Origin of the sequence: Allolucifera butyrica (genome assembly GCF_900476375.1) — a bacterium.
GTDB lineage: Bacteria > Bacillota > Negativicutes > Sporomusales > UPPP01 > Lucifera > Lucifera butyrica.
On record NZ_UPPP01000127.1, the window covers coordinates 1 to 21,082 of the forward strand.

The 21,082-nt window shown below is 44.7% G+C and carries 20 protein-coding genes and 1 riboswitch; of the genes, 18 read left to right on the forward strand and 2 right to left on the reverse strand.

Features of this window, described 5'->3' with window-relative positions:
- Positions 1-73: 73 nt before the first annotated feature.
- The 8 genes from LUCIF_RS26310 to LUCIF_RS23575 all read left to right on the forward strand — a co-directional run bounded on the left by LUCIF_RS26310 (position 74) and on the right by LUCIF_RS23575 (position 4,668).
- Entirely contained in the window at positions 74-235 is a 162-nt protein-coding gene (locus LUCIF_RS26310; RefSeq protein ID WP_165866141.1) for a hypothetical protein, read from the forward strand.
- 478 nt (positions 236-713) lie between these two features.
- Complete coding sequence (locus LUCIF_RS23545) at positions 714-1,421, forward strand: YetF domain-containing protein (RefSeq protein WP_122630254.1); 708 nt, start codon at positions 714-716, stop codon at positions 1,419-1,421.
- A 62-nt stretch (positions 1,422-1,483) separates the two neighbouring features.
- Entirely contained in the window at positions 1,484-1,690 is a 207-nt protein-coding gene (locus tag LUCIF_RS23550; RefSeq protein WP_122630255.1) for a DUF1657 domain-containing protein, read from the forward strand.
- Between the two features lie 15 nt (positions 1,691-1,705).
- Complete coding sequence (locus LUCIF_RS23555; protein ID WP_122630256.1) at positions 1,706-2,566, forward strand: DUF421 domain-containing protein; 861 nt, start codon at positions 1,706-1,708, stop codon at positions 2,564-2,566.
- A 47-nt stretch (positions 2,567-2,613) separates the two neighbouring features.
- A complete protein-coding gene (spoVAC, locus tag LUCIF_RS23560) occupies positions 2,614-3,060 on the forward strand; it encodes a stage V sporulation protein AC (RefSeq protein ID WP_306438794.1) in 447 nt (148 codons plus the stop codon).
- Positions 3,061-4,062 (forward strand): stage V sporulation protein AD, encoded by a 1,002-nt coding sequence (gene spoVAD, locus LUCIF_RS23565; protein WP_122630258.1) that lies wholly within the window; start codon positions 3,061-3,063, stop codon positions 4,060-4,062.
- A gap of 15 nt (positions 4,063-4,077) precedes the next feature.
- Complete coding sequence (gene spoVAE, locus LUCIF_RS23570; RefSeq protein WP_122630259.1) at positions 4,078-4,431, forward strand: stage V sporulation protein AE; 354 nt, start codon at positions 4,078-4,080, stop codon at positions 4,429-4,431.
- Positions 4,432-4,461: 30 nt separating this feature from the next.
- Positions 4,462-4,668: a DUF1657 domain-containing protein gene (locus tag LUCIF_RS23575; RefSeq protein ID WP_122630260.1), complete on the forward strand. Its 207-nt coding sequence runs from the start codon at positions 4,462-4,464 to the stop codon at positions 4,666-4,668.
- Between the two features lie 67 nt (positions 4,669-4,735).
- Here LUCIF_RS23575 and LUCIF_RS23580 read toward each other — a convergent pair whose 3' ends face one another.
- Positions 4,736-4,954, reverse strand: a complete 219-nt coding sequence (locus tag LUCIF_RS23580) for a small, acid-soluble spore protein, alpha/beta type (protein ID WP_122630261.1) — start codon at positions 4,952-4,954, stop codon at positions 4,736-4,738.
- A 66-nt stretch (positions 4,955-5,020) separates the two neighbouring features.
- Positions 5,021-5,689: a response regulator transcription factor gene (locus tag LUCIF_RS23585; RefSeq protein WP_122630262.1), complete on the reverse strand. Its 669-nt coding sequence runs from the start codon at positions 5,687-5,689 to the stop codon at positions 5,021-5,023.
- A 290-nt stretch (positions 5,690-5,979) separates the two neighbouring features.
- On the opposite strand from LUCIF_RS23585, the gene LUCIF_RS23590 reads away from it, so the two are divergent.
- From LUCIF_RS23590 to LUCIF_RS23635, 10 genes are all read left to right on the forward strand, one after another.
- Positions 5,980-7,023 (forward strand): inorganic phosphate transporter, encoded by a 1,044-nt coding sequence (locus LUCIF_RS23590; RefSeq protein WP_207858384.1) that lies wholly within the window; start codon positions 5,980-5,982, stop codon positions 7,021-7,023.
- Between the two features lie 5 nt (positions 7,024-7,028).
- Positions 7,029-7,652, forward strand: a complete 624-nt coding sequence (locus LUCIF_RS23595; protein WP_122630263.1) for a DUF47 domain-containing protein — start codon at positions 7,029-7,031, stop codon at positions 7,650-7,652.
- A 91-nt stretch (positions 7,653-7,743) separates the two neighbouring features.
- The gene (locus LUCIF_RS23600; protein WP_122630264.1) at positions 7,744-7,947 is read left to right on the forward strand and encodes a TOBE domain-containing protein; all 204 of its coding nucleotides are present in this window, start codon (positions 7,744-7,746) and stop codon (positions 7,945-7,947) included.
- A gap of 705 nt (positions 7,948-8,652) precedes the next feature.
- The gene (locus LUCIF_RS23605; protein ID WP_122630265.1) at positions 8,653-10,695 is read left to right on the forward strand and encodes an OPT family oligopeptide transporter; all 2,043 of its coding nucleotides are present in this window, start codon (positions 8,653-8,655) and stop codon (positions 10,693-10,695) included.
- A 314-nt stretch (positions 10,696-11,009) separates the two neighbouring features.
- Positions 11,010-12,671: a sensor histidine kinase gene (locus LUCIF_RS23610; RefSeq protein WP_122630266.1), complete on the forward strand. Its 1,662-nt coding sequence runs from the start codon at positions 11,010-11,012 to the stop codon at positions 12,669-12,671.
- A gap of 28 nt (positions 12,672-12,699) precedes the next feature.
- Positions 12,700-13,332, forward strand: coding sequence for a response regulator transcription factor (locus LUCIF_RS23615; RefSeq protein ID WP_122630267.1), 633 nt, complete (start codon positions 12,700-12,702; stop codon positions 13,330-13,332).
- 120 nt (positions 13,333-13,452) lie between these two features.
- A riboswitch (cyclic di-GMP riboswitch) is annotated at positions 13,453-13,540 on the forward strand.
- 72 nt (positions 13,541-13,612) lie between these two features.
- Positions 13,613-15,145: a hypothetical protein gene (locus LUCIF_RS23620; protein ID WP_122630268.1), complete on the forward strand. Its 1,533-nt coding sequence runs from the start codon at positions 13,613-13,615 to the stop codon at positions 15,143-15,145.
- A 28-nt stretch (positions 15,146-15,173) separates the two neighbouring features.
- The gene (locus tag LUCIF_RS23625) at positions 15,174-16,496 is read left to right on the forward strand and encodes a nucleotide sugar dehydrogenase (RefSeq protein WP_122630269.1); all 1,323 of its coding nucleotides are present in this window, start codon (positions 15,174-15,176) and stop codon (positions 16,494-16,496) included.
- Between the two features lie 18 nt (positions 16,497-16,514).
- A complete protein-coding gene (locus LUCIF_RS23630) occupies positions 16,515-19,160 on the forward strand; it encodes a polysaccharide deacetylase family protein (protein ID WP_122630270.1) in 2,646 nt (881 codons plus the stop codon).
- A gap of 80 nt (positions 19,161-19,240) precedes the next feature.
- Positions 19,241-21,079: a glycosyltransferase family 2 protein gene (locus tag LUCIF_RS23635; protein ID WP_207858385.1), complete on the forward strand. Its 1,839-nt coding sequence runs from the start codon at positions 19,241-19,243 to the stop codon at positions 21,077-21,079.
- Positions 21,080-21,082 lie beyond the last annotated feature (3 nt).

The following is a 21,082-nucleotide window of genomic DNA, read 5'->3' on the forward strand; positions in this document are numbered from 1 at the left end:
ATTTAACTAATTGTATATTTTACTAGAATACTCTTTTAAATTGACAATGATTATCAATAGGAATATATTTAGGGTGAAAAAAGCGTTTAGTGCAGAAAGGAGCAAGGGAGAAATGACATTTGGTGAAAAACTTTTAGCGTTTGGTGGCTATACTTTAGTTATGCTGGCCGTTTCGGCTTTTGTATGGTTTGCCAATTTCCATGGAATTGTAAGTTATCCTGTTTTACCGCACTAAAGAATGACCTCTAAGAAAATGATTGTGCCATATCTTTCTATGAAAGATGACAGGATCGGTCGGCTGCCTTTTGGCGGCGGGCTTTTTTATTTTAGAAACTGTTTCGTATAAATCTCACATTCCGCACCCCTGAATTTATGGTGACAATATTTCCGGGAAATAGTGTATCTGGTTTTAACTTTGCGGGTGTTTAATATATTTTTTGTGTTTGCAAGGCGAGAGGCATCGAGCAACGAGACCCATTTTTAGAGTCGGGATTCATATCCCGGCTTTTTATTTTTGCATTCCGGGGCCGAAAAGGTTGGGCCCGGGAGCCGCGAAAGCGATTGTCGTTCCAAGAAAAATTATGGTAAAGCAAAGATACTTTTATATTATGAGTATATCTTTTTTTAAAATCAACAACACTAATAAAGTCGTTGACGTTTTGGCTTTGTATAAAAATCTTCATTTGTGAAAAATTGGGAGGCGATGAATCCTAATGGAGTGGCAGGAAATTGTAAGAGATACCTGGCAGACCGGTTTGGTCTTTTTAAGTTTGCTCATTTTTACCCGGATTTTGGGCAAAACTCAGGTCGGGCAACTGACGGTTTATGAATATATTGGCGGCATTACGATTGGTTCAATCGCCGGAACGGTAGCCTCATCGGAACCGGACAAAGTCTGGAGCCATTTCTACGATCTAATTCTATTTGTACTTCTTACCTATTTCGTTTCTTACCTTACCATAAAAAGCCGTCCATTAAGAAAAGTGATTGAAGGCTCACCAACCATTGTGGTTAAAGACGGCCATATTTTAACGGAAAACATGCGGGGAATGCGTCTCGATGTAGACGAACTGTATGGGAAGTTACGGGAGAAGGACGTTCTTGATCTTGCGGAGGTACAGTTTGCTATTGTCGAGACCTCCGGTGAGCTAAGCGTTATTAAAAAATCGGACTATCAGCCGTTAACTAAGTCCGATTTTAATATTCATTTGTCTGATCCGGCTTTTCCGGTTGAGTTGATCATGGACGGAGAAGTCATTGAGGATAACTTACGAAAACATAGTCTTTCCTGGGACTGGCTGGAAAAACAGCTTGCCGCCCAAGACATAAACGATGTGTCACAAGTGACTTATGCAGGCATTGATTCAAAGGGGCAATTAACCGTTAGTAAAACTACCAATGATAATCAGGATAATACCTAATTATGCCTGGTCATTGTAAAAAGACAGACCGGTAAGAGTTTGTATAAACGGAGGTAATGCACATGACTGTTGCGTCTCAGGTGAAACAAACCTTGGCCACCTTGAAAGGAAATCAGGGCACACTGCGATTATATGCGCTTCAGACGAGAGATGAGGAAACCAGGGGAATTTATAAGGAGGCATTAGCGGTTACCGGCACAATTATAGACGATCTTGAGCGAAGAGCACAGGAATTGGAATATCAGGAACCTCAATACAAAGGAAATTAGTTAGGAGACGGAAAGATGCAGGCATGGATACAAGTATTACTTAGTTCAGTTTCTTTATTCCTAGTGTCGTTCATTGTAATCCGGTTAATGGGAAAAAGAAATATTGCCCGGATGACGCCTTTCCGGCTTGTAAATTACTTGGTAATTGCCGTAATTGCGGCGCTGATGTCGCTAAAATTAATCCCTAATTTAGTCCTGGGAATGCTTGCGCTTGGCATTTGGGTGTTGCTGCCAATCGCCCTGGATTATTTATCGGTTAAAAGTAAATGGGTTCATGACCTTGTTTTGGGGAAAGAAACGGTGTTAATTAAGCATGGCAAAATTATGGAGGAGAATCTTCTCCAGACAGGGACAACGGGTGAAGAACTTCTGAGCACACTGCGGTCCCACAATGCGTTTAATTTGGCTGATGTGGAATTTGCGGTCATGGAACATACCGGTGACATTAGTGTACTGGCCAAATCCGGCAAAATGCCTGTATCGGCTTCGGATTTGGGAATTAAGGTGGAGCCGCAGGCCGAGCCCCAGACCGTGATTCTGGACGGCAATATTTTAAATGAATCCCTGTCCTCCTTAGGACTTAACAAAGAGTGGCTGGGTATCCAACTGGAAAATACGGGAGTGTCGCTGGATAATGTTTTTATTGGCCAGGTTAATTCGTCGGGTGATTTATATCTGGACCTTTTTGATGATTCGGTCGCGGTACCACAGCCTAAGGTAAAGGAAATGCTGTATGCCAACTTCGAAAAAATTCAGGCCGACCTTCAAACTTTTGCACTGGAGACCCAGAATGAAACAGCCGGGAAAATGTATTTTCAGCATGCAGAAACAGTAAAACAGCTGCTTCAAAAGCTTGAACCATATTTATTACGATAGAAAGGTGACGATACGTGTCGAGCACAAAAAGAAAGAGGCTTACTCCCGTGCAGCAACAGTACCAGGATTTTGCCCATGCCCGGGAACCGAAACGCCCCATCGCACTTAACTGTATCCGGGCTTTTCTTGCGGGTGGTGTAATCTGCACCATCGGTCAGGGAATCCAGTGGTTTTTTATAACTTACTTCCACTTTACTGAAAAAACAGCAGGAGACCCTACGGTTGCAGTACTGATCTTGCTTTCCTCGCTGCTTACCAGCCTGGGAATATATGATCATATTGCGCAATGGGGCGGGGCCGGGACCGCCGTTCCGGTGACAGGGTTCGCCAATACGATCACATCCGCTTCCCTGGAGCATAAAAGTGAGGGATTGGTTCTGGGCGTCGGCGGCAATATGTTTAAGATCGCCGGACCGGTTATTGTATTTGGCGTTTTTGCCGCATTTATTATTGCATTGATCAGCGTAATCATTAAGTCGTTAGGTGGAATGTAAATGCTACAAGGTCATCAGACATGGGTTTTTGCATCAAAACCTGTAATCATTAGTTCGGCAGCGATCGGGGGGCCTTTCGAGGCTCAGGGAAATTTAGCAAAGGATTTTGACCTGTTACACGATGATCTATGGCTGGGACAGGACAGTTATGAACAAGCGGAAAAAAAGTTTTTGGAACAAGCTTGCGAGACCGCGATTAAAAAGGCCGGCATGAAAAAAGAGGATATTCAGTTTTACTTCAGCGGTGATTTAATTAACCAGATTATACCCAGCAGCTTTTCAGCCCGTACACTGGCCGTCCCTTTTTTAGGAATCTATGGAGCCTGTTCCAGCGCCATAGAGGGCCTTTCTTTAGCCGCGCTACTTGTGGACAGCCAGTTTGCCCAAAATGCGCTTGTCGGTACATCCAGCCACAATGCCGCGGCGGAAAAACAATATAGGTATCCTACGGAATATGGCGCGCAGAAACCGCCGACGGCGCAATGGACTGTTACGGGAGCGGGCGCGGCAGTGGTTGCCCGGCAGGGGGAAGGGCCCCGGGTTGTGGCGTCTACCATTGGCCGGGTAATCGATATGGGGCTTTCCGACCCATTTAACCTCGGGGCGGCAATGGCGCCGGCGGCAGTCGATACGATGGAAGCTCACTTCCGGGATTTAGGCCTGCCCGCCTCCCATTACGACCTTATTGCGACAGGCGATTTAAGCAGGGTAGGTCACCGTATCGCCGGAGATTTGCTTACTAAACATGGTGTTACCATCCCGACGGAAAAATTGACCGACTGCGGTATTCTAATGTATAAGGAAAATCAGCCTGCTTTTGCCGGCGGCAGCGGGTGCGCTTGCGTTGCCACAGCTACCTTTGGACATCTCTTAAACCGCATGCGAAAAGGCGAATTGAACCGTATATTGGTTATCGGAACGGGCGCGCTGCTTTCCCCGATGTCCTATCAGCAAAAAGAAAGTATACCGTGCATAGCGCATGCTGTTGCATTAGAAATGTGAAAGGGAGGCTTTGGTTTGGAAAAGTTTATTTTGGCGTTTATTGTCGGGGGAACGATCTGTGTGATTGGGCAGCTTCTTATGGACGGTCTGAAATTAACCCCGGCCCATACGATGGTGATACTGGTAGTAACCGGAGCTGTCTTAGGGGGGTTCGGCCTGTATGACAATTTAGTAAAGTTTGCCGGGGCGGGAGCTTCCGTGCCGATAAGCAGCTTCGGTAATCAATTAGTAAAGGGCGCTCTCCAGGAGGCGCAAAAAGACGGCCTTGTCGGAGTTTTGACAGGCATTTTTAAAATTACCAGCGCCGGTATTACGGCAGCAGTCATATTTGGCTTTTTATCCGCGTTGTTATTTAAGCCTAGAGGATGAGCAAATGGGATCTTAAAGGAGGTGAAAAAAATGACCGTAGGGACCCAGATGACGCAGGCCATTGCGACCGTTCAAAATGCTGCAGCCACTATGAAGACATTTTCCTTAGAAACCCAGGATCCGCAAGCAAAACAAACCTTTGAGCAATTGGCCAAGACGCTGGATAACGCAGTTACAACCTTAAAGGGAAGGCAAACATACCTTGAACAGCAGGAACCACAGTATAAACAGCAGTAAAATGGTAAAACCGCTTTCCTGCCTTTGTGGCTCGAAAGCGGTTTTTGCAGTGATTGCAGACCTGCATTTATTCCGTATCGTTGCTACCCGACATCTGGGCTTCCGCCATTTCAATCAGCTTCTTGACTTTTTGCCCGCCAATTTTACCGCCGATTTTTCCCACTTCGCTGGTCGTCAGGTCTTCGTTATGCCCTTTGTCCAATGGGATGCCGAGCTCTTCGGCAACCTCATGTTTATCGGGAAGCGATGCGTCCAATTCCTGCATTGACCGGTACTGTTTTGTCATAGTGATCCCTCCCGGATTTATGATTACCGCCGGCCAGCTATTTAATGCAGATATAATGAGACGGTTCTATGAAACATTAGTATCCTTCTCCAGATAATAACCGATTCCGCGCACCGTTTTAATATTAGAGATTTGTAATTTTTTACGCAAATAATAAATATATAAATTAACGTTGTCAAGCTCTGCATTATAGCCCCAAATTTTTTCCAGAATACGCTCTTTAGTAACAACCTTACCGGAATTACGCATTAACATTTCTAAAAGTGATGATTCCGTTGTTGTGAGCTGAAACGTTTCCGTGCCTTTTTTTACCTGGCAGCGTAATGGGTCGAGACTGAGCCCGGCAGCTTTAAGATGATCGCCAATCAGCTCTTTCGTTTTTCGCCTTGTAAGAACCCGTATTCTTGCCAATAATTCATCAATGAAAAAAGGTTTGACCAGATAATCATCGGCACCGGCATTCAGTCCGTCTACCCGGTCTTTGGGGGTATCTCTTGCCGTTAGCATCAAAACCGGGGTATCAATTCCCATACTGCGAATTTCTTGCAGCAGGGAAAGACCATCCCGCCGGGGCAGCATACGATCAAGAACAATGACATCATAAATTCCGGCGGCTGCCATTTCGGTCCCGGTTTCACCGTCACTGGCGGTATCCACAACGTAACCGCTTTTTTTCAATAAATGGGACAACGCTTCAGTCAATTTACGTTCGTCTTCTACTAATAGTACTTTCAAGTAAAACATCCTTTTTATACACGTCCCTGTAAATTTTATCCGTCCCTGGATTAATTTACTTCTTAGTAGCAAAATAAAGTTTTGTGTTTAGCCTCCTTTTATTAATTTCCTAATTATTTGAATTATAGGGGCCGATTGTTACAAAATTGTTACAGGATTTTTACAGAATTCAAAACAAACCGGCGTTTTGTGAAGGATTTTATATCTCGTATCAGGAAGAATATTTATAATGTTTCGTACGATACTAGGGTAGGAGTAATGCAACTTTCATCCGGAAAGGCTGATGATTCTTGGCAATTGATATCCTCACCATCTTGTTTCTGGCGGTCTTGCTGCTGGCTTTCGGCTTTACTCTGACCAATGGCCTTCACGACGCCAGCTCAGTCGTTGCAACCTTCATTTCCTGCGGGGCGGCGACACCGGTTCAGGCAGTATCATTGGCTGCAGTCTTTGAGCTGCTGGGAGCCTTATTTAGCGGACATGCTGTAGCCAATACCATAACCAGCATTGGCAAACTGCCGACGGACCTGCATGTTTTACCAGTCATTCTGGCTGCTCTTCTGGGGGCCGTGATTTGGAATGTTGTTACCTGGAATTTCGGTCTTCCTTCCAGTTCGACCCACGCTTTAGTGGGCGGACTGGTCGGCGCTATCTGGGCCGCATATGGTGCCGGGCATATTGTTTGGGGGTGGAATGAATTACTGGCGCCGCCTCATCAATTGTCCGGCTTTTTGAAAGTGGTTGTTTCTCTTTTAGTTTCGCCTTTGGCCGGATTTATTGCGGGGTATGGACTGCAAAAAATAAGCCTGGTCTTGCTGCGCAGGGCCCGGTTTTCCACTATGAACCGGAAACTAAAAAGATTCCAATGGCTGATGGCGGCTTTGCTGGCTTTTGGGCATGGCGGCAACGATAGCCAGAAAACGATTGGATTGATCGGTGCCGTCCTGGTTGCTGCCCAGATGTCCCCCGCCGGACTGCCCCTGTGGGTACGCATCAGCGTCGGATTGTTGATGTCTGCCGGTATGCTATCCGGGGGTTGGAGAATCATGCGGACCGTCGGGCGGGGAATATACGATGTTCGTCCGTTGCACAGCCTGGTATCGCAGGTCGCCGCCGGTGGTTCCGTTGTGATTGCTACCATGCTGGGGGCTCCCGTATCCACTACCCATGTGGTGGTGGGAAGCGTTACCGGAGTGGGTGGGGCTGAAGAATACCGGATGGTCAACTGGCGTATGGGACAAGATATCCTGATCGCCTGGGTTGTTACGATTCCGGCAGCGGCGCTCATGGCGTCAATATCGTATTTATTCCTGCATCCTATATTGGGAGGTTAAAGGTTATGCCCCAGTTAAACTTTTGGGATCATCTATTTCCACCTAAATACAATTTTTATGATATGATTACTGAACAAGCCAAAAAGACCGCGGCGGGAATTAGCACCTTTCGGAGCTGGCTGCAAAATCCAGGGCCGGAAAACGCCTATGCGCTCCGGTCGTTAACCCGCGAAGCGGATGATGTCCGTCTGGAAATGGAAGCCCGTTTGATCGATGCGTTCGTTACGCCTTTTGACCGGCAGGATATTTATTCTTTGTCGGTGTCGATGGACCGGATCATCGAAAGCGCCAAGGCGATTATGGAACTTATGATTGTCTATGAAATCAATACGGATGATGCCATCTGCGATATGGTTCTCAATCTGGAGGAAGGAACGCAAAAGTTTCATATTGCGGTGGGGTTACTGAAGTCGGATCCTTTAGAAGCCGGGAAGATGATCGGGGATATACGCCGCTGTCAAACTGATGTGGAGAATAGCTACCGCCACGGTTCGACAGTTATTTTCGAAAATACCGACATGGTCCGGGTTATGAAATTTCGCGAAGTTTACAATAAGATACAGGAAGCCGCCGGTTATATGGGGACTACGGTGGATATTCTTCACAAAATCGTGGTGCGCATGGTTTGATTGATGAAAACTGACAACAAATTTGTTGTTATTTGGTAAGATTCGTGATACTTTATTAGTAACTACATAATCTTAATAAGGAGTGATTCGATTGAAAATTAGCGGCAGAAATAAGCTGGAGGCTACTGTGAAAGAAGTTGTTAAAGGTACAGTTATGGCTAAGATTGTTATGGACTATAAAGGTACCGAGCTTGTAGCGGCTATCACGACGGATTCTGTAGAAGACTTGGATTTGAAACCCGGGGATAAGGTTACTGCCCTCGTAAAAGCGACTGAAATGATGGTTATAAAATAAAAACCGGATTGGATAAAAAGAAAGGCTATTTCAACTGCAACTAGTTGAAATAGCCTTTTTTTTGCAGATACGCTTTGTTAGCAGATCCAACAATAGCTGCCATTATTTTGGAAAGGATAATTGAGGCTGGTGGACTGGCTTAATTAAGTTAAAGCTAGTTGATTATAAGGGAAAATGTGTCACGGCTATAATGATGAAAATCTAAAGTTGATGGCGAGTAATATATAGGGTGTTTTTTTAGAAAATTTATTAAATACAAATGTGCTTTCCGGGAAAACATTAAGAATCGGCTGCGATTGTTTTATGTTTTCATGACTTTCAAATAACCTTATAATAAAAGGCTTTTTTGAAGAGTGAATGAAACAGTCTAGTTAGAGTTGAAAATTATATTCAAAAAGATGTCTTCTCTTAAAAGACGATGGTTGGAAAATTTGCACGATGATTTTAAAAACTTAAAAAAAGTGTAAAATTGGAAGAGTTTTTATTTCAATCAGAGAAAAAGGAATTTTAATTGTGCTTATAAAAATATAGTAGTTACTTAGCGGGAGTGCTCTGGTGAAGTGGCGGAGCGTGTTTTTTTATCCGATTATAGAAAAAGGGGGGAATGATGAATCGGTTAAGGTTTCCTCAGACTTAGGTTTGAAGACAGCAAAGTGAGGCCAAAATCCGGATTGGCAAAAACTTAGTGAGATGAGGAGTATGCATATGAAACAAGTGGATTTTATGAGTAATGAACTGCATGTGCCCGAACTTACGCTTCGGGGAATGCTGCTGGGAATGTTAATTACGATCATTTTTACGGCGTCCAATGTTTATTTGGGTTTAAAAGTAGGGCTCACGTTTTCATCATCCATTCCTGCAGCAGTTATTTCTATGGCAATTTTAAAGATGTTTAAAGACTCCAATGTTTTGGAAAATAATATGGTTCAAACCCAGGCATCGGCGGCAGGAACTCTTTCGGCAGTTATCTTTATTATTCCCGGCCTACTGATGATGGGGTATTGGCAGGGATTTGCCTTCTGGCAGACTTTGCTGATTTGCGCTTTGGGCGGCAGCCTCGGCGTGCTGTTCACGATCCCCTTGCGCCGTGCGATGATTGTCAATAGTGATCTGCCTTATCCTGAGGGACTGGCAGCCGCGGAAATTTTGAAAGTTGGCAGCGGTAGCACGGAGGGAGCCAAAGAGAATGGCGTAAAAGATATTATGGCCGGCGGTATTGTTTCGGCTATTATCAGTTTGTTTGCGAATGGTTTTCAAGTTATCTCATCGGAAGTACACTATTGGTTCACCTTCGGCAGTATTACTTCCCAGCTGCCTCTCGGCTTTTCTTCCGCTTTATTGGGAGCCGGCTATTTGATTGGGATTGCCAGTGGTATAGCAATGTTAGTGGGTACTATTTTATCATGGGGCGTATTTGTGCCATATCTTACTTCCTTGTCGTCGCCGGCAGCCGGACAGAGTGCCAGTGCGTTTGCATCCGCCATGTGGGCGCAAAAGGTGCGGCTTATCGGCGCAGGAACGATTGGCATTGCTGCCATTTGGACGCTGATCATGTTAGTAAAACCGATCATCGATGGTATGCGCATTTCGGTACAAGCCATGCGGCGTTCGGAAACGGGAAAAAATTTGCACCGGATGGATACCGATTTGTCGCCTAAAACCACGGCCACTGTTTTCAGTGTAATTGTTATCGGTTTATTGGGAACCTTTTATTCCTTTGTTGCCAATGCTAATCTGTCGGCTGGTACCACCTGGATTTTTGTCATTGTCGGTGTTATCATTGCTGTTTGCATGGGATTCTTTGTAGCGGCTGCGTGTGGCTATATGGCCGGATTAATCGGTACATCGGCCAGCCCGATTTCAGGGATCGGCATTCTGGGAATTATTATATCCTCCCTTGTCGTATTGGGAATCGGTACTGCGGTCAGTCTTTTTAACACGGCAATAGGAGTTAAATTTGCCATTGCGTTAGCTATTTTTATGACGAGTGTTATCGTCAGCATTGCCGCTATTTCGAACGATAATCTGCAAGATTTAAAAACCGGCTATCTCGTTGGTGCAACCCCGTGGAAGCAGCAGGTGGCCTTATTGCTGGGCTGCATTGTTGGCGCTTTTGCGATTGCACCGGTATTGAATTTATTATATGAAGCCTATGGTTTTATCGGAGCTATGCCACGCGCCGGAATGGACGCAAGTCAGGCTTTGTCGGCACCGCAGGCAACATTGATGACTACGATCGCCCAGGGAATTTTTAGTCATAACTTGGACTGGAATTATATTCTCTTCGGCGTGGGAGTCGGAATCGTGATCATTGTTATTGATTTACTGTTAAAAAAGAACTCGGCCAAATACTGCCTGCCGCCGTTAGCTGTCGGCATGGGAATTTACTTGCCGCCTACTTTGGAAATGCCGCTGGTCATAGGGGCTGTCATGAGTTATTTTGTATACCGGTATCTGCGTAACCGGGCAATCGAGCGGGACCCGAAAAACGTTGAACAAGATGTGGAAAATTGCAACCGCCATGGAGTACTGTTTGCGTCCGGACTGATTGTTGGTGAAAGTTTAATGGGGGTTATCATTGCCATTATCATCGTATTTTCAGTCACCAGCGGTGGCAGTGATTCACCGCTGATACTCGTAGGCAAGGACTTCGCCCCCACGGCGGACTGGCTCGGCCTGGGCGTATTTATTGCCTTGATTGCCGCATTTGTGTATCGCGTTGTTAGTGTAAAATCGCAAACGAATTAACAAAGTTAGGGACATTTCCCCAACTCCCGTTAGCAGCTAAAGAGGCATACAAAAATAAAGTACGATAAGAAAAAGGAAGCTATTAGGCTTCCTTTTTCCTTTTAAACAGACTTATGTCAAATTGTATTTGAATCGGCAGGAATTTTGTATTTTTTGGGAAATAAGAATTATTATAAATAAATTAGAAATTAAGAGGATGTAACGATCTTCAGAACAATAGGAACCGGTTAATAGCTGTTAGAAGGACAAGTTGCAGCAGGGTTATCAAAAAAACAATATCTTTGCGGTAATCAAACTAAGGGAATGAACTGACCATGCCAATTAAGTTTTATCAGCCAATCCAAAGTATATGGTTTTACTTATTTGTTATCGGCGTTCTGATATCTCTTGCGACATATACCTGGCAATTCCGGAAAATTCCGGGCGCGAAACAGCAAGTGTATATCCATGCCTGCAAGTTCTTCTGGCTGTTGTTTCAGGTTCTTACCAGCGTCAGCATCACCTTGGCGGATAAATTGTTTTGGTTTAAATTGAATCAAATGGCAGCGGTTCTTACCCCTTATTTTTGGCTGGTATTTGTTTTGAATATCAGCAACCAGCAAAGAAAAATTTCTCCCATAGTGAAATATGGCTTTCTGGCAATGATTGGCGGTCTATGGGTAGGCATTATGTCAAACTTTTTTTTGCGGGATGCCTGGCTGGAGGATAGGACGTTAAAGGTGGTTGCAGGAACCGCTGCCTGGGCAATGTGGATCAGCAGTTATTTATTATGTGCTATCACCATGGCCTTTAGTGTTCGCTGGGTGCTTGTAACCGCCGGCTTGCGCCGGAAGCAGGCTTTATGGTTTACCATATCCGGCCTATTTTCGCTGGTTGGTACTTTTTGGACTCACATCCCGGGGAGCCAAGCATTCGCACCGCTGCCGCTGGGTTTTTTAGTGTCAGGATTACTTGTAACCTGGGGTTTTTACCGGTGGCATGTTTACAGTGTTTTGCCTCTGGCCCAGGAAACTGCCGTGCGGAACATGATTGACGGGTTGCTGGTCGTAGATGAATATGGCTATATTGCGGATATAAATCCGGCCGCTAAGACAGAGTTAACCGGGCTGCCGGTTTCGGTCGGCGGCAGATTCTCAGAACTGGCCGCCGCCTGGCCGGCACTGAATGAAGTTTGCGGTGATCACAGCCTGGGGACGGCGGAAATAGTCCGGGAGCTTCCCGGGGGAATCCGTTATTATCAACTGAGTACGACTTCTTTACAAACAGGGGGGCAGTTGTTGGGAAAAGTAATTATTCTTAAGACTATTACCCGGCAAAAACAGGACCAGGCAAAATTGTTAAAAACCGAAAAGACATTGTCCATTTTAGCTGAACGGGAACGTCTGGGAAGGGAGTTGCATGATGTTCAGGGACAATTTCCCTGCTATGTTAAAACACAAACGCAAGCCATTGAATTGCTGTTGGCAAGAAATCGATTGACAGAAGCGTTGGAAAAGCTGGAGCAATTGAAGAATGCCGCCGATGCCGCTTTTACGGACGTGAGGGAATCCATCGCCGGCCTTAAGACTGCTAAAGCGGGGCGGGATTTTTTTGAAACCTTGCAGTATTGGTTGAATCAGTTCCAGAATATGTCCGGGATTGCCGTAGTCTACAGAGGACCGAAGTCTTTGCCTTCCCAATGGGTTTCACCGGAGGACGAAGTGCAATTGCTGCGGATTATCCAGGAAGCGTTGTCTAACACCAGAAAACATTCCGGTGCCAGTCGGGCCGAAGTAGCCTTTTCTTTTGCCGGGTCCTGTCTGACTGTTACGATTCAGGATAACGGCCGGGGATTCAATACAAGCAGCTATAGAAAACCGGCTAAATTTGGTCTTGAAATTCTCAGAGAACGGACGGCTGAAATTGGCGGCATTTGCAGGATACGGTCGGGGCCAGGACAGGGAACGGTGATAACGGTCGAGATTCTTCTTCCGTAGGTCGAAATTCAGCAAGGAGGGTGGCAATATGAAAGTTTTAATTGTCGATGATCATCGTCTATTTGCAAGCGGTTTGAAGAATCTGATGGAAGCCGGCGGAATTACGGTGGTAGGTACAGTCTGTGACGGAACGGCGGCGGTTGCGGCGGTGAGAGAACACCGGCCCGATATGGTTCTGATGGATATTCAACTGCCTGGCTGTGACGGCCTGCAAGCTACCCGTCTTATTAAGACGGAATTTCCCTCAGTTAAGGTTGTTATTCTGACAATGAACGCCGACGACCAACTGTTGCTGGAAGCGAAGAAGAATGGAGCCGCCGGTTTTTTGCTTAAGAACCTGGAAGCGGAGGAATTCTTGGCCTTGCTGTCACGAGTGGCAACAGGAGAAGTTATTTTGCCGGAATTAAACGAAAGGCGGATGCCGAATTGTGTCCTTACCAAAGGGGAAAGCGCAAAAGAATCACTGACGGCACGGCAAAAGGAGGTTCTGACCTATATCGCCCGCGGCATGACATATAGACAAGTAGCTGAATTGCTCTATATCAGCGAGACAACCATTAAATATCATATGAACGAAATCTTAGTACGGTTGCATTTGCAGAATCGTGCCCAGGCCATCGCTTACGCGGTCCAGTCCGGCTTAACCAACCCGGATGAATAAATAAAAAACATTTGTTCCCTATACTTTTGGAGAGTACCATACTATGATATATTTTGTTAAACTATTAAAAGTAGAAACGCAAGTCCATGTAGAAGTTAGCACAACTTGAAAATCAAATAGGTAATAAAAGGGCAAACTTATTGAAAGATAAGGACGCAAAACTATGGGTCTAAGTACGTATTAGGTATATGACCGCCAGGTTGCAAAAGCAACCTGGCGGTTTTTGTTTTTTTATAAATAAGCCCCAATGCATTATTCCACTAGCGAGGTGACTTATTCATTGAAAAAATCCTCAATATTGCTTTTTGCCATGGCAGCGGTCCTCGGGATATCGGCAGGGAACCCGGTTTGCGGCAATGTGCTGGGAAATGTGGCATATGCTTCGAATGAACAGGCCGTTGTGTCCGGAAGCAAAAAATTTAAAGCTGAATTCGCTTATGAAATGGCCCGGCTTACCAGCCAAATCGTATCCTCTTCAACAACAGACAGTAAGAGTTTTAAAGTTGAGTTTTCTTATGCCATTGCCCAAGGCACAGCAAGGATTATGCCGCTTGTCCCCAGCAGTCAAAGAGCGGAATTTGCTTACGAGATGGCAAGGCTGACAGCGCCAATACTTAATGACCAAAACTTGACTATTGATAAAGCAAAAAGAGAATTTGCCTATGAAGCTGCGCAACTGACCACAAAAATTATAACCAATACCGAGGCAAGCACCGGCGCCAACCAAACCAGTATTACGGCGAGCGGCACCGGTACCATGTTCCCGGCACCGGAAACAACAGGGAATGGATATAGTGGAACGCTTCTGCAGAATAATGCCGCTATTGAACGCAAAGCAACGGCCAGGGCGAACAACACTGGAACTGTTGAAAAAGCAAACGCAAATCGCAGTGATGTTACCCCGGAAACTTATCAGAACCTTGTCGGTGATTTAATGCAAGTGGGTGATCGAAGCAAGCATTTGGATCATAAGGTCAATATAAACGGGGAAGTTGATTATGGTTTTGCGTCGCATAGCGGTTCCGGGCAATGGAACCGGAATTCATCCGGAGTTAGTATCCGTCTTGGTTTTGATACTGCCCTTGGCAAGAATTGGCAGGTCAACGGCGAGTTGGAACGGGAAAAGAATTTAGTACGCGACGAGGATAATTACGGGGCGCGCTTAAATGTAACGGGAAAAGTAGGCGAGGCAAAGGTCACGGTAGGTTCTTTTGGTTATCTGATGGCCGAAGGAAATATATATAACAGCGGGTTCCGGGGCATTAGAACTGATTGGGGAGGCCCGGTAAAATACACATTAAGTTATGGAAACACCGACGACGGAGGAGACGCCGATACGAAAAGAATGTCGATAGCGACGGCGCGGTATGACGATTTTGACTACAATTTGGAAGGCGGCATTTATCATTACCGGCAAGAGAGCGGTGTGAACAATACAATCTGGACTCTTGGCGGGAACTACAATTTCAGCAATTTTAGTATTGGGGCAATGGTTTTGGGTTCCACCCTGAAGGACAGCCAAGGAAACAATAGAGGTTCCGTCTTTAGTTTTAACTATGGTGATTTAAAAACCTGGCGCCCGGGTACATATGATTTATTTGCCAAATATTACAATCAACCCCTGGGGACATATATTGACCCTGACATGAATGGTCTCGGCAGTTTAATGCAAGGTTTTAAAGGCTATGGAGTCGGAACGCACTACACATTTAAAGAAAATTTGGTAGGCGGCCTGGCATATTATAATTTAAAAGATAAGATTTCAGGAGATATCGGCAAAACTTGGTGGAGCGATTTAACTTATTATTTTTAAAATATGAAGCAAGCGGAGTGGAAAGCAGATGGAAGTTTTCGAGCGGATACGGGAGAAAATAGATTTTTTAGCAGTTGTGGGCCTGGGATATGTAGGCTTGCCGGTTGCTGTTGCTTTTGCTAAGAAAGTTAAGACATTGGGTTTTGATATTAATGAAGAAAAAATCAACACTTACAAAAGGGGAATGGATCCAACCCATGAAATCGGTAATGAAAAAATACAGAGTACGGCATTGGAATTTACCACGGACCCGACACGGTTAAAAGAAGCTAAATTTATCATTGTCGCTGTTCCAACGCCGGTCAATGGAGATAAAACACCGAATTTGACGCCTGTTGTCAATGCCAGTCAAATAATAGGAAGAAATTTAGCGAGAGACAGTATTGTTGTTTTCGAATCGACGGTGTATCCCGGTGTAACCGAAGATATTTGCGTACCCATTTTAGAAAAAGAATCAGGCCTGGTATGCGGTAAAGATTTCAAAATCGGTTATTCGCCGGAACGGGTGAATCCGGGGGACCGGGTGCATAAACTGGAAAATATCCGGAAAATCGTTTCGGGTATGGATGAAGAGACCCTGGACACCGTTGCGGCTGTTTACGAGCTAATTATTGAGGCGGGTGTTTATAAAGCACCCAGTATTAAAGTGGCCGAAGCGGCTAAGTTAGCGGAAAATGCTCAAAGAGATATTAACATTGCCTTTATGAACGAATTGGCCATGGTTTATGACCGCATGGAAATTAATACCAAAGATGTAATCGACGCCATGAACACCAAATGGAATGCCTTGGGATTTTACCCGGGATTGGTAGGGGGGCATTGTATTGGTGTCGACCCGTATTACTTTATTTATCAGGCGGAACTGCTGGGGTATCATTCGCAGATTATTGCCGCCGGCAGAAAAATCAATGACAATATGGGGATTTTTGTTGCTGAAACTATGATAAAAAGGATGATTCAATCGGATATAAACGTAAAGAAAGCCAATATTTTTATCATGGGAATAACCTTTAAAGAGAATTGTCCGGATATGCGTAATTCAAAGGCCATGGATGTTTGTAAACACCTTATCTCCTATGGAATTCAAGTGAAAGTGGTAGATCCTGTCGCTGATAAAGCAGAATTCAAAAAGAATTTCGCTATGGATCTGGTCGACATAAAAGATATCAGCAATGCGGATTGCCTGGCGTTCTTAGTAGCACACCGGCAATTTGAAAATTTAGGTTCCGCCGATTTAGAGCGTATGTTCAAACGGCGCAGCCATCAAACCCAACAGATCATAATTGACATACGGAATCTATTTTTACGCAAAGAGCTTGAAGCAAAAGGATATTCCTACTGGAGTCTTTAACGATAAGAGGTGACATAGGTGAAAAAAAGAGTAATCGTAATAGTACTTTTCATATTTATAGCTATTGGCCTAGCGGGAGTGTTTCTCTTCAAACCCTTTTTTACGACGCGGACAAACGGCGATTATCACAGCAATATTACCGGCTTGCAGGATGCATATAATGCTGATGCGGACATAATGCAAGCGCAGGAGCGGATGAAAGAGAATCAAGCAAAAGCAATCGTCATTTTACATGGTGACCGCAGCCGGCGCCAGATTGCCCTAACTTTTGACGGATTAACGGACCGGACTACTATGCAGCAGATTTTGGACTTATTAAAAAAATATAATGTTAAGGCAACATTTTTTGTTGACGGTATGCAAGCCGCCGAAGACCCGCAAACCGTTGCCAATATCCGGAGCGCAGGACAGAATATAGAAAACTATACGCTCTCCGGCAGGGCGAAGATGGAAAATTTGCCGGTGGAAAGATTAATTAAGGATTTTTGTTATTCACAAAAAATCATCAAAGTTCTTACCGACCAAGGCCCGAATTTGTTAAAATGCAATAATACAAAATATACGGATTCGTTGCTGCGAGTGGCTAAAGCCTGCGGTTTTAACAGTGTTGTAAAAACCGATGTTTTTTTTGACGGGAAAAAAATAAATTCTTTGCAAGCAGCCGATGATTTTGTCAGCAAAATCAGACCGGGAAGTATTGTTTCCATAAAGCTGGAAACCGGTCCGGAGCCGATTCCCAATGAATCGGGAAAAACCGATTTAAGACCGGCCGTAGACAAACAGCCGGGTTTAAAGGAACTGCCAAAAGCGACAGAATTGGGAAACAAAGAGATTGCCGACGCGATAGAAAGAGTTTGTATTGCGCTGCAAAAGGCGAATTATACCACGGACTATGTAGAAGATTTTGCAACTTTTAGCCAGGATAAAATCAACTTCCTGCAAAGCCGGACAGAGAAGGTAAAAGCGAATTTTTCACTGCTGGCAAAAACGGCGCTTTTTATCCAACAGCAAGTCAGAGCGTTATTTAGTTGCCGGACGGCGTATGCGGCGGAGCTTATGGCTAAGGCCAATGAAATCAGGTTCATTCCAACCACGGAGCCGGCGCTTGCCTATACTTTTGGCGGATTATCCAATAAAACGGTAGTAAACGATGTATTGGGTAAATTGAACGACCTTGGTATTAAGGCAACATTTTTTGTGACGGAAACAGAAATGAAAAAGGAACCCGAAACAATAAGGGAAATTATTGAGAACGGGCATGAAATCGGTATTACCATAACACCAAAAGGAAGGGCAAACTTTGATGAGACTTTCAAGGCGATATTGCGTTGCCGCAAGGGGTTGCAAGAGCAGTTTGGCGTAACTGCCGACCTGGTAAAACAACCCTGGGGGGCCATATCGGATGCTACCAAGGAGGCCGTTTTTGCTGCCGGGTGCAATTTGATTGGCCAATCCATCAATATTGTTCAAAGCAAAGATAAAGATTACACTTCCGCAGATCAGGTCATAACGGAAATTTTCCGCAATTCGATAATTTCCTTAGCCCGCGGAGATATTTTATACTTTAGAATGGATTTTTATACGAACGACCAACTGGTTGGCAATTTAATCGAAGCAATCAAACAGCGGAAGATAGATAACATTGCGTATGCAACCTCCTTTGATAATCCTGCGAACAATCCGGCCAATGATTCACAGTATGTGATTAAACCGGTGGGGGCAATTCTTAATAATCCGGAATTTGTTTATCAATATCCGGTAGACCCGGTAAATATCCCGGCCCCTTTACGAATTGAGGAAAGTGAGCTGCAGATTGATGAACACCATTTTTTGTCTGAAGCTTCAAAACGCTATATCGGGAACGAGGATGTTAGTTACGATGACCGTATGCTTGGATTCTCGAAACGGGAAGTCCGCCGCCTCGACCATACCGGATTCGTACACACCAAAGACAAGGTTATTTTCCTAACCTTTGACGACTGGGGTTCGGATGCGGCAATCAATAAAATATTATATGTATTGCGCAAGCATAATGTACCGGCAACTTTCTTTATTCTCACGCACAATGTGTTGAATAACCCAAATCTGTTGCGAACAATTGCAGTTGAGGGGAATAACATTGGCTGTCATTCTGATTTACATAAGCCAATGGTAGTTCGGGACCCGAACACAGGCAAGCAAGCCGGTACGCAAGATAAGAAAGAATATGTAAGAGAGCTTGCTGCAGCCTATCAAAAATTGCTGGATGTTACAGGCGATGTAACTATCGGCGGAAAACCCGCGTTGACCAGATTTTTCCGTCCGCCCCAGATGGCAATCAGTAAGATGGGGTTGGAGGCGCTGCTTACAACGGGTTATCAATATATTGTCGGCGGCAGTGAAACGTATGATTATAAAGCCAAAAGCGTCTCGCAAATTGTAAAAAGAATGGGAGACATATTATATACTCCAAGCGGCGAATTAAGAAAAGGCGCGATTCTGGTTATGCATATGGGGGATCCGGAAGTATACACGGCAACCGCTTTGGATATATTGCTGACGGCCAATGAAGCCAAGGCGGATTCGGATCCTTCCAAGTTTAAAGTCGGCAGATTGTCGGATTACTTAACGGATGGCTATGCGCAAATAAATGATTACTGGCAAATAAATAAAAGCACTGAATAGTAATAGCTGTACCAGGCAATAAAGTGGCAATAATGTCATGAACGTGGTTTTGTTCAGTGTAAAATGGCGGGGAGGTACCGGTGAAAAAGTTATTGCAGCAAGAAATAAAAGAAAAAGAGGATATTTTACTTGTTTCTAAACCTGACCGCAGGTTGTTGTCCAAAGCGCCCGACAACGAAGGAACGCGTACCAATATAGACCGGCGCCGCGTAACGGGAAATGGGGCGCCTGACAATATCGCCAATCTTATAGAAACGGAAGCAATGGGCCGACGGTATGTGGTTGATTATGCTGTTTCCATCCAATATACTACTGCCGACAAAAAAGTAAAGTGTCTCGCTAAAGGGGTTGATATATCATCTACGGGTATGCTGCTGCAAGTTTCTCCGGAAATTGCTCAGGATTTAGGTCAAGCCTCGAAAATCCGGTTGAAATTTACCATAATACCCGGCACGATGCCGGAAGGATATGAGATGAAAGTTGATATTGCCGCGAAATATGTCCGCTTTGCTCAAAACGAAGAGGGGAAAACCTTTTGCGGGGTAGAATTTGCCGAAACCCTGGCGCAGTATGCAACCAAAAAGAAGAATGGGTATATGTTGTCGGCCGCCGCGGTGTTCTTATTCTTTATTACTGCCGGTATCATTTTAATGCGGGCGGAAAGTGTGCTCTATTTCAAATTTAATAAAATTTTGTATATGTACAGTATTATTGCGGCTACCTTTTTACTTTCCAGATATCTGTTTGCCTCTTTTTATCGCCCCGTTCCTATTGATAAAGACTTTACACCGGGGGTTACGATTGTTATTCCCTGTTTCAATGAGGAACAATGGATCCAAAGAACGATTTTAGGCTGTATTAATCAAGACTACCCAATGGATAAACTGGAGGTAGTTGTCGTTGACGATTATTCTAACGACCGGTCGCTGGAAAAAATAAAAGAAATTATAGAAGAGCTGAAAAGCAAAGAAACCCGCTATGATCTCGCAACCAGGCTTCATTATATTCAACAGGAAAAAAACGCCGGCAAGCGGGAAGCTTTGGCGAAAGGCGCTTTAATGGCCCGGCATGAATTAATTGTGTTTGTTGACTCGGACAGTTTTTTAGACCCATTCGCTATCCGTAACGTTGTTCAACCGTTTAGAGATACAAAAATGGGGGGGGTTTCCGGCAGAACCGACGTTGCCAACACCTACACCAATTCGCTTACGAAAATGCAGGCGGTAAGGTATTATATTGCCTTTCGTATTATGAAAGCGGCGGAAAGCTATTTTGATGCAGTCACCTGTTTGTCCGGCCCGCTTTCTTGCTACCGGAAAGATCTGGTTATTCAACATATGGATGCATGGCTAAACCAAACGTTTTTGGGAGAAAAAGCCACGTTTGGCGATGACCGGAGCATGACGAATTTAATATTAAAGGAAAATCGCACCGGGTATCAGGATACTGCAATCTGCAATACCATTGTGCCAAACAAATATAGTGTATTTTTAAAACAACAGATGCGCTGGAAACGCTCATGGCTCAGGGAGTCTCTGGCTGCGGCCGGATTTATGTGGCGGAAAGAACCGTTTATGGCATTATCTTTTTATATGGGGGTGCTTGTCCCGCTTTTAGCGCCGGTCATCGTTATTTATAATATGATTTATATTCCCCTTGCGCACAGGGTGTTTCCGCTTACCTTTCTCCTGGGTCTTTTTTTAATGGCATTACTCATGAGTATGGCCCAATTGCTGCTGAGAAAAAGCTCAACCTGGGTTTTCGGCTTATGGTTCTGTTTATACTATGAAGCCGTGCTTTTATGGCAAATGCCGATTGCCTGGTTCACCTTCTGGAAATCGACCTGGGGAACCCGCATGACGCCGGCGGATATTGCGGAGCGGTTAAAAAAGAACCGCGGAAAGAGCGAGAGGGCATAAGAC

Coding starts and splice junctions, on each gene's coding strand:
- LUCIF_RS23545 (WP_122630254.1), top strand. CDS start 714: ATGGAGTGGCAGGAAATTGTAAGAGATACCTGGCAGACCGGTTTGGTC.
- LUCIF_RS23550 (WP_122630255.1), top strand. CDS start 1,484: ATGACTGTTGCGTCTCAGGTGAAACAAACCTTGGCCACCTTGAAAGGA.
- LUCIF_RS23555 (WP_122630256.1), top strand. CDS start 1,706: ATGCAGGCATGGATACAAGTATTACTTAGTTCAGTTTCTTTATTCCTA.
- spoVAD (WP_122630258.1), top strand. CDS start 3,061: ATGCTACAAGGTCATCAGACATGGGTTTTTGCATCAAAACCTGTAATC.
- LUCIF_RS23575 (WP_122630260.1), top strand. CDS start 4,462: ATGACCGTAGGGACCCAGATGACGCAGGCCATTGCGACCGTTCAAAAT.
- LUCIF_RS23580 (WP_122630261.1), bottom strand. CDS start 4,954: ATGACAAAACAGTACCGGTCAATGCAGGAATTGGACGCATCGCTTCCC.
- LUCIF_RS23595 (WP_122630263.1), top strand. CDS start 7,029: ATGCCCCAGTTAAACTTTTGGGATCATCTATTTCCACCTAAATACAAT.
- LUCIF_RS23605 (WP_122630265.1), top strand. CDS start 8,653: ATGAAACAAGTGGATTTTATGAGTAATGAACTGCATGTGCCCGAACTT.
- LUCIF_RS23610 (WP_122630266.1), top strand. CDS start 11,010: ATGCCAATTAAGTTTTATCAGCCAATCCAAAGTATATGGTTTTACTTA.
- LUCIF_RS23615 (WP_122630267.1), top strand. CDS start 12,700: ATGAAAGTTTTAATTGTCGATGATCATCGTCTATTTGCAAGCGGTTTG.
- LUCIF_RS23625 (WP_122630269.1), top strand. CDS start 15,174: ATGGAAGTTTTCGAGCGGATACGGGAGAAAATAGATTTTTTAGCAGTT.